The 11,560-nt window shown below is 58.0% G+C and carries 11 protein-coding genes; 6 read left to right on the forward strand and 5 right to left on the reverse strand.

All coding sequences use genetic code 11. The annotated features are described in order from the left end of the window. Positions 1-14 precede the first annotated feature (14 nt). Positions 15-839 (forward strand): 2,3,4,5-tetrahydropyridine-2,6-dicarboxylate N-succinyltransferase, encoded by an 825-nt coding sequence (dapD, locus tag OHJ17_RS20705; protein WP_002889295.1) that lies wholly within the window; start codon positions 15-17, stop codon positions 837-839. Between the two features lie 107 nt (positions 840-946). After that, on the forward strand, positions 947-1,333 hold the full coding sequence (locus OHJ17_RS20710) for a DUF3461 family protein (RefSeq protein WP_002889292.1): 387 nt from the start codon (positions 947-949) through the stop codon (positions 1,331-1,333). 118 nt (positions 1,334-1,451) lie between these two features. Here the strand turns inward: OHJ17_RS20710 and cdaR are convergent, their stop codons facing one another. The 3 genes from cdaR to dgt form a co-directional block, all read right to left on the reverse strand. Beyond that, a complete protein-coding gene (gene cdaR, locus OHJ17_RS20715) occupies positions 1,452-2,609 on the reverse strand; it encodes a DNA-binding transcriptional regulator CdaR (protein ID WP_002889289.1) in 1,158 nt (385 codons plus the stop codon). Between the two features lie 166 nt (positions 2,610-2,775). Next, positions 2,776-4,209, reverse strand: coding sequence for a serine endoprotease DegP (gene degP / locus OHJ17_RS20720; protein WP_004177363.1), 1,434 nt, complete (start codon positions 4,207-4,209; stop codon positions 2,776-2,778). Positions 4,210-4,343: 134 nt separating this feature from the next. After that, the gene (dgt, locus tag OHJ17_RS20725) at positions 4,344-5,858 is read right to left on the reverse strand and encodes a dGTPase (protein WP_032433850.1); all 1,515 of its coding nucleotides are present in this window, start codon (positions 5,856-5,858) and stop codon (positions 4,344-4,346) included. 83 nt (positions 5,859-5,941) lie between these two features. Here dgt and mtnN point away from each other — a divergent pair, with 83 nt between their 5' ends. The 3 genes from mtnN to OHJ17_RS20740 are packed head-to-tail and all read left to right on the forward strand — an operon-like array spanning position 5,942 to position 8,093. Then, complete coding sequence (gene mtnN, locus OHJ17_RS20730; protein ID WP_002889282.1) at positions 5,942-6,640, forward strand: 5'-methylthioadenosine/S-adenosylhomocysteine nucleosidase; 699 nt, start codon at positions 5,942-5,944, stop codon at positions 6,638-6,640. Beyond that, positions 6,633-7,433, forward strand: a complete 801-nt coding sequence (gene btuF, locus OHJ17_RS20735) for a vitamin B12 ABC transporter substrate-binding protein BtuF (RefSeq protein WP_002889279.1) — start codon at positions 6,633-6,635, stop codon at positions 7,431-7,433. The genes mtnN and btuF overlap by 8 nt, the downstream gene beginning before the upstream one ends. A 36-nt stretch (positions 7,434-7,469) precedes the next feature. Beyond that, entirely contained in the window at positions 7,470-8,093 is a 624-nt protein-coding gene (locus tag OHJ17_RS20740) for a TRIC cation channel family protein (protein ID WP_002889277.1), read from the forward strand. Positions 8,094-8,164: 71 nt separating this feature from the next. On the opposite strand, the gene erpA is transcribed toward OHJ17_RS20740, so the two are convergent. Together erpA and clcA are read right to left on the reverse strand one after the other, a co-directional pair. Then, positions 8,165-8,509: an iron-sulfur cluster insertion protein ErpA gene (gene erpA, locus OHJ17_RS20745; protein WP_002889275.1), complete on the reverse strand. Its 345-nt coding sequence runs from the start codon at positions 8,507-8,509 to the stop codon at positions 8,165-8,167. An 81-nt stretch (positions 8,510-8,590) separates the two neighbouring features. Next, entirely contained in the window at positions 8,591-10,009 is a 1,419-nt protein-coding gene (gene clcA, locus OHJ17_RS20750) for a H(+)/Cl(-) exchange transporter ClcA (RefSeq protein WP_004191940.1), read from the reverse strand. Between the two features lie 180 nt (positions 10,010-10,189). On the opposite strand from clcA, the gene hemL reads away from it, so the two are divergent. Beyond that, positions 10,190-11,470 carry a glutamate-1-semialdehyde 2,1-aminomutase gene (gene hemL / locus OHJ17_RS20755; protein ID WP_002889272.1) on the forward strand — a complete coding sequence of 427 codons (1,281 nt, stop codon included), beginning with the start codon at positions 10,190-10,192 and terminating at the stop codon, positions 11,468-11,470. The last annotated feature ends 90 nt before the right edge of the window (positions 11,471-11,560 follow it).

Genomic DNA, 11,560 nt, shown 5'->3' on the forward strand with positions numbered 1-11,560 from the left:
AATGGAAAGAAACAATGCAGCAGTTACAGAACGTTATTGAGTCCGCTTTCGAGCGTCGCGCCGACATTACGCCGGCTAATGTGGATACCGTGACCCGCGAAGCGGTTAACCAGGTTATCGCCCTTCTTGATTCCGGCGCGCTGCGCGTCGCTGAGAAGATTGACGGTCAGTGGGTGACGCATCAGTGGCTGAAGAAGGCGGTACTGCTCTCTTTCCGTATTAACGATAACCAGGTTATCGATGGTGCGGAAAGCCGCTACTTCGATAAAGTGCCGATGAAATTCGCTGACTACGACGAAGCGCGTTTCCAGAAAGAAGGTTTCCGCGTGGTGCCGCCGGCCGCCGTGCGCCAGGGCGCGTTCATCGCCCGCAACACTGTGCTGATGCCGTCCTACGTTAACATCGGCGCCTACGTTGACGAAGGCACCATGGTTGATACCTGGGCCACCGTCGGCTCCTGCGCACAGATCGGTAAAAACGTGCATCTGTCCGGCGGTGTCGGCATCGGTGGCGTACTGGAGCCGCTGCAGGCGAACCCGACCATCATCGAAGATAACTGCTTCATCGGCGCGCGCTCTGAAGTGGTTGAAGGGGTGATTGTCGAAGAAGGCTCCGTCATCTCCATGGGCGTTTACCTCGGTCAGAGCACCAAAATCTACGATCGCGAAACCGGCGAAGTCTTCTACGGCCGCGTACCGGCTGGCTCGGTGGTGGTCTCAGGCAACCTGCCGTCGAAAGATGGTAAATACAGCCTGTACTGCGCGGTGATTGTGAAGAAAGTCGATGCAAAAACCCGCGGCAAGGTCGGCATTAACGAGCTGCTGCGCACCATCGACTAAAGCAAATAAAAAGCGGGAGATATCCCGCTTTTTTTATATTTGATGCTGGCGAAAATGGATTTTTTCGTTAATTATTCAATGGTTATGATGCTATCAAAGGTACCGTTATGTACGATAATCTGAAAAGTCTTGGCATTACCAACCCTGATGAGATCGATCGCTATAGCCTGCGGCAGGAAGCTAACAACGACATTCTGAAAATCTATTTTCAGAAAGACAAAGGCGAATTCTTCGCCAAGAGCGTGAAGTTCAAATATCCGCGTCAGCGCAAAACCGTCGTCGCCGACGGCGTCGGCCAGGGCTACAAAGAGGTCCAGGAGATCAGCCCCAATCTGCGCTACGTTATCGACGAGCTGGATCAGATCTGCCAGCGCGATCGCACTGAAATTGATCTCAAGCGTAAAATCCTCGACGATTTACGCCATCTGGAAAGCGTGGTCACCAATAAGATCAGCGAAATCGAAGCCGATCTGGAAAAGCTCACCCGTAAGTAAGAGCATCCCGGCGGCGCGTTGCCTGGCCGGGCTGGTGGTCTCTATCCACTCCAGACAGCATGCATCGTCCAGGCCGGGTATGGCGCGTCGCTACCCGGCATTTTTTTGCCTCCACGTCTTAGCGTTGTTCGTCCAGCTGCAGCGCGATATACAGCAGCAGCCTGTCGTCAAAGCTACCGAGATCCAGGCCGGTCAGCTCCGAGATACGGTTCAACCGGTACTCCAGCGTATTGCGATGAATAAACAGCGCCTTTGACGTCGCCAGCGGCTGCACGTTATGGCGAAACCACGCCTGCAGCGTCCGCCGCAGCAGCCCGTTGTTGTCCATGGCCTTCAAACGCGCCAGCGGACGGGCCAGCTCATTGGCCTGCCAGCCGCCGCGCAGGCTGTCAAGCAGCACCGGCAGCATTAGATCCTGATAGAAATAACTGCGGCTCTCCGGCATCCGCTGCTTGCCAACCATCATTGTCGTCCGTGCGGTACGGTAAGAGCGGGCGATACTTCCTGGGCCGGTGAAGAAGTTGCCCAGCGCCACGCGAAAGCGCAGCTGGCCATTCTCTTTCATCCTGGCGATAAGCTGCTCGACGCGCCGGACGTGATCGTCAGCGTCCCAGCGGCCAAAGCTGTTCAGCGCCGGTTTCAGCACCACCATTTCCGTGAGCGAGACAATGGCCACCAGATTATTGCGATCGGGGGTGGTCAGCGCGTTCTGTAACTGTTGCAGTTCCGCCATCGCGCTGTCCACGCCGAGCTGACCGCTGTCTACCTCAATCATCGCCACCACGCGCGGCTGATTGAGATCGATGCCTAAACGCTGAGCCCATTCGTTCAGCGCCGGGGTATGCTCTTCCGCCTGAATCAGGTTCATCACCAGCTCTTCGCGCAGACGGCTGTCCTGGGCCAGGAGATGCATCAGCCGCGACTGCTCCAGCATCATCTCTGCTGTCATGCACACCAGCTCGCCATATTTTCGCAGCGACTCCGGCTCGCCGGTCAGGCCGATCACCCCGACGATCTCCCCCTCCAGGCGCAGCGGCAGGTTAATCCCCTGGCGAACCCCGTGCAGATGGCGAGCGACCGCGTCGTCGATATCCACCACCCGCCCCTGGGAGAGGACCAGCAGCGCGCCTTCGTGCAATTCACCAATCCTTTCCCGATCGCCGCTGCCGATGATCCGCCCGCGGGCATCCATCACGTTGATATTGGTATCGATGATGCGCATGGTCCGCGCCACAATATCCTGCGCCATTTTGGTATCAAGATGCCAGCCAGCCATGTAGTCCCCCCCTTTGCTGGGCACCAGCATAAAAGAGTCATCGTCGCGCTGCATTGTGCATTTGCACTAAGCCGGGGTGAGATATGTGGAGTTGTGGGGGCGGTCACAGAACGAAAAAAGCCCCTGCCCTCGGCGAGGGAAGGGGCTGGGAAGCGAGCGCTGGCGGTTACTGCAACAGCAGATAGATAGAGGCGTCGCCGCGCTGAATGTTCAGCGCCAGTACGGACGGTTTGGCGTCGAAGATTTTCCGCAGATCGGCGATGTTTTTCACCGGCTGCTGATTCGCCCCGACGATGACGTCGCCTTTCTTGAGGCCAATCTGTGCCGCCGGGGTACCGGCTTTCACATTATTGACCACCACGCCCTTATCCTGACCCTTATTGCTCATTTCCGCCCCTTCAATCCCGTTGAAGATGGTGCTGGAGTCAACCTGGGTCTGGTTGCTCTGCTGCAGTTCGACGGTCACGGTCACCGGTTTGCCGTCGCGCAGCAGACCAAGCTCAACTTTGCTGCCGATAGGCATGGTGCCGACCTGGGCACGCAGCGCGGCGAAGCTGCTGATCGCTTTCCCGTTGAGGGAGGTGATGACATCACCGGCTTTAATGCCCGCTTTCGCGGCCGCCGAACCTGGCATTACCTGGCTGACGAAGGCCCCGCGCTGGGCATCGACTTTCATCGCTTTCGCCAGCTCAGAGTTCAGTTCGGTGCCCATAATGCCGAGCTCACCGCGTTTCACCTGGCCATATTTCACCATCTGCTCGGTCAGGTTTTTCACCATGTTGCTCGGGATAGCAAAACCGATACCGATGTTGCCGCCGTCCGGCGCCAGAATGGCGGTGTTGATACCGATCAGCTCGCCGTTGAGGTTCACCAGCGCGCCGCCGGAGTTCCCGCGGTTAATCGCCGCATCGGTCTGGATAAAGTTTTCGTAGTTTTCCACGTTGAGGCCGCTACGGCCCAGCGCGGAGACAATCCCGGAGGTCACGGTTTCGCCCAGACCGAACGGGTTGCCGATAGCCACGGTGTAATCACCGACGCGCAGCGCATCGGAGTCGGCAAGCTTAATCGCCGTCAGGTTTTTTGGCTCCTGAATCTGAATCAGCGCGATATCAGAGCGCGGATCTTTGCCGACGACTTTGGCATCAAACTTACGGCCATCGCTCAGCTGAACCTTAATCGTGGTGGCGTTGTCCACGACGTGGTTGTTGGTCACCACATACCCTTTGGCGGCATCAATGATGACGCCGGAGCCCAGCGCCATAAATTTCTGCTGCTGGCCGCCGTCAGGCTGACCGCCCTGTCCGCCGCCCTGGCAAAACGGCGAACTCTGGAAAGGAGAACCATCCTGGCAGAACGGCGAATTATCGCCAAAGAACTGCTGGAAGTTACGTGGCATCCGTGGGGTATTAACGGTGGTGCTACCTTCAACGTTAATGCTCACCACCGACGGCATCACCTTCTCCAGCATTGGGGCCAGGCTTGGCATCTGCTGTGCATTAGTGGCCGAAGATGCCGTTTCTGCCGCGCTCGCAGAGAGCGGGGACAACGCCAGACCTAAACTCAGAGCCAGTGCACTCATTGCTAACGTGGTTTTTTTCATCAGTTTCAATCTCAATATCAGGTAACGAAAGTTGCTGTGTACGTGACTATCAGAGTCATTTTATAACGCTAAGTTCCGGAATTAAGTTTCTGGAAAAAGTAAAAATTTATTGTCCATCTTTACAAAACTCCAGCCTATTCCACCGCCATGAGTCGCCGATATTCATCCCACGCATACAAATCCGTCATCCCGCTGATATAGTCCTGAATCAGACGGCAGCGATAATAGTATTCCATCAGCGCAAATTCGGGCGCCGTACGCGCCAGTTTATTTACCGCTTCAACATAGGCCAGCCGGTGACGGGTCGAAAGTTTCTGATACAGCCGGGAGGCAATGGGTAAACGCCGTACCCGCTCCTGCGCTACTAATTCGCTGAAATCCTCCAGCGATAATTTCAGCAGCGGCTGATAGATATCCAACAGGCCGCTGATCACCCGGTAGCCCTGCAATTCCAGCTGCTCAACATCCGGATGGCTAAAGACCTGTTTCATCGCCACATTTTTATAGAGCTCCAGTAGCTGACTGCAATCGCTGTCGTCCTCCAGCAACGCATGATTAAAGTCCCCTGTGAAGATTGCCGGTAGGTTGTCAATAAATCGGCGCGCCGCGTAGGGCACCAGCTTATTCAGCGTATTCACCCGCAAATACATAAAAAACTGATCTTCCGCGCTCTGCTTCAGATAATTGGTTCGCGATTTCTCCCAGGCATTTTCTACTACCTGCGAAAATAACGAGCCTTTTTCATGACTGCCCCAGGCGTCGTAAAGATGCTGATAGAGCTGTTCTGCGCTAAAAATACGTTTTTCCACCGCGTCCTCGAGATCCGCGACGCAATATGAGATGTCATCCGCAGCCTCCATAATCCAGGTTAATGGAAACCGATTGTAAGGCGCGAGATCCAGTTCTTTACGCAAACGCGCGACATACTCTTCTTCGGCTAAATAATAGCCAGGTTTCTTCATTAAATAACTGTGGCTGGCCGGCGTCTCCTCAGACCACCACGCCGGACGAGTATATTTCAGGATACATCCCACCTGCGCCCAGGTCAGGTTCATACGCATTAGCGTATGGACCAGACGAATGCCCTGCGCGTTGCCCTCAAAGCTGCAGAGATCCTGGCGCACTTTACGGCGCAGCGCATTAAGCGATGTCTCTCCGTCATGCAGGCGTAAGGCCTGCACTTCGCAGCGATCGTCGGTCAGCGGCTGCCCGAGCGCATCGCCGGGCGCCAGGCGCTGACGGAACCAGTCGTTAATCGCCGCTTCGCCAAAATGGCCAAACGGGGGATTGCCGATATCGTGCATCAGGCAGGCCATCTCCACCACGCTCTCGAATGGCCCGGTCAGCTCTTCCAGGCCATACTCTTCCAGCAGCCTCAGCTCTTTCAGCCGGCTCAGCACCTCTTTGGCGATATAGCGCCCCACCTGCTGCACCTCCAGCGAGTGGGTCAGGCGAGTGCGCACCGCCGCGTTGCGCTCGAGCGGGAAGACCTGAGTTTTTTGCTGCAGGCGGCGGATTGCCGGCGAGTTGACGATCCGTCCCCGATCGCTTTCAAAGATCCGCAGGATGTCGCGCTCCGTCTCCACCCGCGGCGGCGAACGGAAGCGTCGACGCCAGTTTATCTTGTTGCGAAAATCAATCTTTGCCATAGCCTCTCCCGCGCGAGCAATACGCTTCCCCTTAAGCGCATGATAGACTATGCAACTAAACCTGACACATCGCGAGTAAATCTATGAAAATTGGCATTATTGGCGCTATGGAAGAGGAAGTTACCCTTCTGCGCGACAAAATCGAAAACCGCCAGACCATCACCATTGGCGGAAGCGAAATCTATACCGGCCAACTTCACGGCGTTGACGTCGCTCTGCTGAAGTCTGGTATCGGAAAAGTAGCGGCGGCGATGGGCGCGACCCTGCTGCTGGAGCGCTGCCAGCCTGACGTGATCATTAATACCGGTTCTGCCGGCGGCCTGGCGTCGACGCTGAAGGTCGGCGATATCGTCGTCTCCGATGAAGCGCGCTACCACGACGCCGACGTCACCGCCTTCGGCTATGAATACGGCCAGCTCCCTGGCTGCCCGGCGGGTTTTAAGGCGGATGAAAAACTGGTGGCCGCCGCAGAGAGCTGCATTAAAGCGTTAGATCTCAACGCCGTTCGCGGCCTCATCGTTAGCGGGGATGCCTTCATTAACGGCTCTGTCGGTCTGGCGAAGATCCGCCATAATTTCCCGCAGGCGATCGCCGTGGAAATGGAAGCGACCGCCATCGCCCACGTCTGCCATAACTTTAAGGTTCCCTTCGTGGTGGTTCGCGCTATCTCCGACGTGGCCGACCAGCAGTCCCACCTCAGCTTTGAGGAGTTCCTTGCGGTCGCCGCCAGACAGTCCACCCTGATGGTGGAGAATCTGGTACAGAACCTGGCACGTGGCTAAGTCGCTATCCTTCGCGCTTGCCGCGCTGCTGTTACTCGCCCCGGCGTGGCTGCTGGCCGCGCCGCGGGTGATCACCCTCTCCCCCGCCAATACCGAACTGGCCTTTGCCGCCGGGATCACGCCGGTCGGCGTCAGCAGCTATTCCGATTATCCTTCGCAGGCCAAAACGATCGAACAGGTTGCCAGCTGGCAGGGAATGAACCTGGAACGCATCGTGGCGCTCAAGCCAGACGTGGTGCTGGCCTGGCGCGGGGGCAATGCCGAACGCCAGGTTAACCAGCTGCAGTCTCTGGGTATTCACGTCCTGTGGGTACAGACCTCGACCATAGAAGAGATCATCGCTACCCTGCGTGAGCTGGCGCAGTGGAGCCCGCAGCCGGAAAAAGCGCAGCAGGCGGCGCAGGCGATGCAGCAGGAATACGATGCGTTGAAAGCGCGCTATGCCAACGCGCCGAAGAAACGCGTCTTCCTGCAGTTCGGCTCCGCACCGCTGTTCACCAGCGGCCCCGGTTCGATTCAGGATCAGGTGCTAAGGCTTTGCGGCGGCGAGAATATCTTCGCCACCAGCCGCGTTCCCTGGCCGCAGGTGAGCCGCGAACAGGTGCTGGCCCGCCAGCCGCAGGCGATCGTGGTGACCGGGGATGCCAGCCGCATTGCCGAAGCGCAGCGCTTTTGGCAACATCAGCTCACCATTTCGTTGATTGCGTTACACAGCGACTGGTTTGAACGCGCCGGCCCACGTATTATCCTCGCCGCCAAACAACTTTGTGCGGCGCTTGACCAGGTAAAATAATCATCCGGCACACCGGATGTTCAGTGGGAATCAACGATGCTTGTCTATTGGCTGGATATTATTGGCACAGCTGTCTTCGCGATCTCCGGCGTACTGCTGGCCGGAAAACTGCGTATGGACCCATTCGGCGTGCTGGTGTTAGGGGTAGTGACGGCGGTAGGCGGCGGGACCATCCGCGACATGGCGCTGGCGAATGGCCCGGTATTCTGGGTCAAAGATCCCACCGATCTGGTGGTGGCGATGGTCACCAGCATGCTGACCATCCTGCTGGTCCGCCAGCCTCGCCGGCTGCCGAAATGGATCCTGCCCGTTCTTGATGCCGTCGGTCTGGCGGTGTTTGTCGGCATTGGCGTCAATAAAGCTTTTCTCGCTGGCAGCGGCCCGCTGGTCGCGGTGTGCATGGGGGTGGTGACCGGCGTCGGCGGCGGGATTATTCGCGACGTGCTGGCGCGGGAAATTCCTATGATTCTGCGTACCGAAATCTACGCCACCGCCTGTATCGTCGGCGGTATTGTCCACGCCACGGCACACGACACCTTTCATCTCCCGCTGGAGAATTCGGCAATGATGGGGATGGTGGTCACCCTGGTAATTCGTCTGGCGGCTATTCGCTGGCATCTGAAGCTGCCGACGTTTGCCCTGGACGATAACGGTCGGTAATAAAAGCAAAACGGTAACCTTAAGGTTACCGTTTTTAGGGTTTGCTCCCTCCCGCTGGGGGAGAACTCGCTTTAAACGCTGAACGAGGAGCCGCAGCCGCAGGTGCTTTTCGCGTTCGGATTGGTCACGATAAAGCGCGAACCTTCCAGCCCTTCGGTATAGTCGACCGAGCCGCCGACCAGATACTGCAGGCTCATCGGGTCAACCACCAGGCCGACGCCCTGTTTCTCAATGGTCATATCCCCTTCGTTCACCTGATCGTCAAAGGTGAAGCCATACTGGAAACCGCTGCAACCGCCGCCGGTGATATACACGCGCAGTTTCAGGTTCGGATTATCTTCATCCGCAATCAGGTGTTTTACTTTATTGGCTGCGGCTTCGGTAAACTCCAGCGGCAACGCTACGTCATCACTCATTTTCTGCTCCCATTGATACTTCCGGCCGGTTAAAGAATAACCGGACCTTTTGAGCCATTATCTAATACCCTGGTAAATCGTTCAAGTATTCTCCCGGGGAGCCTGCTGCGCTTTTGCCGCCTGCTCGGCTTCCTGCTTCGCCAGAGTACGCTGCAGAATGGTCGAATACAAAGGCTTACCGCCGAGGAATTGCGCCAGTAGTGTTGCGCCAAGGCAGGTAATAATCATTGGCAAAATGAGCTGATAGTTATCGGTCATCTCCAGCACCAGCACGATCCCGGTCAGCGGCGCACGCACCGAGGCGGCGAGCAGCGCCCCCATACCGGCAATCGCGAAGGTGCCGGCATCGAGATGGTAGGCCGGAAACAGCGGAATAGCCGCCATGCCGAACGCCGTGCCCAGCAGCGTGCCGAGCGCCAACATAGGCGCGAAAATGCCCCCTGGCGCGCCGGAAGAGAAGCAGATCAGCGTGGTCACCACGCGGGCAATAAAGATAAACAGCAGCAGTCCGACGGAGAAGTTACCGGCAGCGGCGATAGGGATCAAGTTAAAGCCACCGCCCACCGCGGAGGGCTGCATCAGCCCCAGCAGACCGCAGAGCCCGCCGATTAATCCGCCAATAAACACCCATTTTTTGATGTTGCCGCCGTGGATGCGCTGGAACAGATCCTGAGTGCGCAGCACCAGAAAATTAAACAGCGGGCCAAAGCAGCCAAACAGCATGCCCAGCACCAGATACAGCCATAGGGTATTTACCGGGGCGTTGCTTAGTTTACCCACCTCAATGATCGCCGCTTCGCCGTTGAAAATGCGAAACACAATGCTCGACATGATCACGCCGGTAAACACCGCTTTAATGGAGATCAGATTGTAGCGGAACTGCGGGCGCATCTCTTCGATGATAAACAGAATACCGGCCAGCGGCGCATTAAAGGCCGCCGAAAGCCCCGACGCCGCACCGGTCGCCAACAGCGTATGCCGCGCTTCCGGACTGCGCATGCGGAAAACGTCCAGCACCATGCGCCCAATGTTGCCGCCAAGCTGTACCATCGGTCCTTCACGACCCAGCACCATCCCGGCGCCAAGGGTCCCCATGCCGCCAACGAATTTCACCGGCAGCACGCGCCACCAGCGCACCGGCCGCAGCTCCTCCAGCGCGCCCTCAATTTCCGGAATCCCGGAGCCGCCGGCCTCCGGCGCAAAGCGACGCACCAGAAAATAGCCGACCATCGCCAGCAGCGCCGACAGGATAAACGCCAGCGGCCAGACCAGATACCAGTGGTCCGCCACCTGCGCCAGCGCGCCGATCCGCTGGTTCTGCACCCAGTTCACGCTCTTTTCAAAGGCGACGCCCACCAGCCCCGCCAGCGTGCCGACCACTGCCGCCATAAACAGCACCGCCAGCGGCGTTTTATCGCGTTGAATCAGACGGCGCACCGCATCGCCGCGACGCACCCGCACAAACTGATGTGCTTCAAAAGAGGGAGTTTCTGCTTTCATGCCGTTATCAATTATTGGTAATACAAATGAAGAGAGCGGCATTTTAGCCGTCCCGGCGCGCTGCGTCGTCAAAAAAATGCCCTTGCGGCACATTGTTTCAATTGGGCAAAACTTTCATAACCATCCTGGAATAACTTAGAATAGCCGATAAAACATTTTTCACGAACCAGGACCCTGGCCATGAGCAAATCTGAAAATCTGTACCACGCTGCGCGCGAACTGATCCCCGGCGGCGTTAACTCGCCGGTGCGCGCTTTCACCGGCGTCGGCGGCACACCGCTGTTTATCGAACGCGCGGATGGCGCTTACCTCTATGACGTGGATGGGAAAGCCTATATCGATTATGTCGGTTCCTGGGGTCCGATGGTGCTGGGCCACAACCACCCGGCTATCCGCAATGCGGTGATCGAGGCGGCATCCCGCGGCCTGAGCTTTGGCGCGCCGACCGAAATGGAAGTGAAAATGGCGGCCCTGGTGACCGAGCTGGTGCCGACCATGGATATGGTGCGGATGGTGAACTCCGGTACCGAAGCCACCATGAGCGCCATTCGCCTGGCGCGCGGCTTCACCGGACGCGACAAAATCATTAAGTTCGAAGGCTGCTACCACGGCCATGCCGACTGCCTGCTGGTGAAAGCCGGTTCCGGCGCGTTGACCCTCGGCCAGCCGAACTCGCCGGGCGTCCCGGCCGATTTCGCCAAACATACCCTGACCTGCACTTATAACGACCTCGCCTCGGTGCGCGCGGCGTTCGAGCAGTATCCGCAGGAGATCGCCTGCATCATCGTCGAGCCGGTGGCCGGAAATATGAACTGCATTCCGCCGCAGCCGGAATTCCTGCCGGGCCTGCGCGCCCTGTGCGACGAATTTGGCGCCCTGCTGATTATCGACGAAGTGATGACCGGCTTCCGCGTGGCGCTGGCAGGCGCTCAGGCTTACTACGGCGTGGAGCCGGATCTGACCTGTCTGGGGAAAATCATCGGCGGCGGGATGCCGGTAGGCGCCTTCGGCGGCCGCCGTGAGGTGATGGACGCTCTGGCGCCCACCGGTCCGGTCTATCAGGCGGGCACCCTCTCCGGCAACCCGATCGCCATGGCGGCTGGCTTCGCCTGCCTGAACGAAGTGGCGCAGCCGGGGGTCCATGAAACCCTGACTGAACTGACTAACCAGCTGGCGCAAGGCCTGCTGGACGCGGCGCGTGACGCCGGGATCCCGCTGGTGGTCAATAACGTCGGCGGCATGTTCGGCATCTTCTTTACCGATGCCGAAACCGTCACCTGCTATCAGGACGTGGTGAAGTGCGACGTTGAACGATTCAAGCGCTTCTTCCATCTGATGCTGGAGGAAGGCGTGTACCTCGCGCCGTCAGCGTTTGAGGCCGGCTTTATGTCCGTGGCCCACAGCGAAGAAGATATCGACAACACCATCGACGCCGCGCGCCGGGTATTTGCCAAGCTGTAAGGTGCTTGAATGCCTGGTGGCGCAGGGATTTTCCCGGAGGAGGCGCATTGCGCCTTATCCGGGCTACCAAATCGCACAGCGCTGTAGCCC

The sequence above is a fragment of the Klebsiella sp. KP20-425-1 genome, from assembly GCF_025813515.1.
In the GTDB taxonomy this organism is placed as follows: Bacteria; Pseudomonadota; Gammaproteobacteria; order Enterobacterales; family Enterobacteriaceae; genus Klebsiella; species Klebsiella pneumoniae.

Coding starts and splice junctions, on each gene's coding strand:
- hemL (WP_002889272.1), top strand. CDS start 10,190: ATGAGCAAATCTGAAAATCTGTACCACGCTGCGCGCGAACTGATCCCC.
- dgt (WP_032433850.1), bottom strand. CDS start 5,858: ATGGCAAAGATTGATTTTCGCAACAAGATAAACTGGCGTCGACGCTTC.
- dapD (WP_002889295.1), top strand. CDS start 15: ATGCAGCAGTTACAGAACGTTATTGAGTCCGCTTTCGAGCGTCGCGCC.
- erpA (WP_002889275.1), bottom strand. CDS start 8,509: ATGAGTGATGACGTAGCGTTGCCGCTGGAGTTTACCGAAGCCGCAGCC.
- OHJ17_RS20710 (WP_002889292.1), top strand. CDS start 947: ATGTACGATAATCTGAAAAGTCTTGGCATTACCAACCCTGATGAGATC.
- degP (WP_004177363.1), bottom strand. CDS start 4,209: ATGAAAAAAACCACGTTAGCAATGAGTGCACTGGCTCTGAGTTTAGGT.
- OHJ17_RS20740 (WP_002889277.1), top strand. CDS start 7,470: ATGCTTGTCTATTGGCTGGATATTATTGGCACAGCTGTCTTCGCGATC.
- cdaR (WP_002889289.1), bottom strand. CDS start 2,609: ATGGCTGGCTGGCATCTTGATACCAAAATGGCGCAGGATATTGTGGCG.
- mtnN (WP_002889282.1), top strand. CDS start 5,942: ATGAAAATTGGCATTATTGGCGCTATGGAAGAGGAAGTTACCCTTCTG.
- clcA (WP_004191940.1), bottom strand. CDS start 10,009: ATGAAAGCAGAAACTCCCTCTTTTGAAGCACATCAGTTTGTGCGGGTG.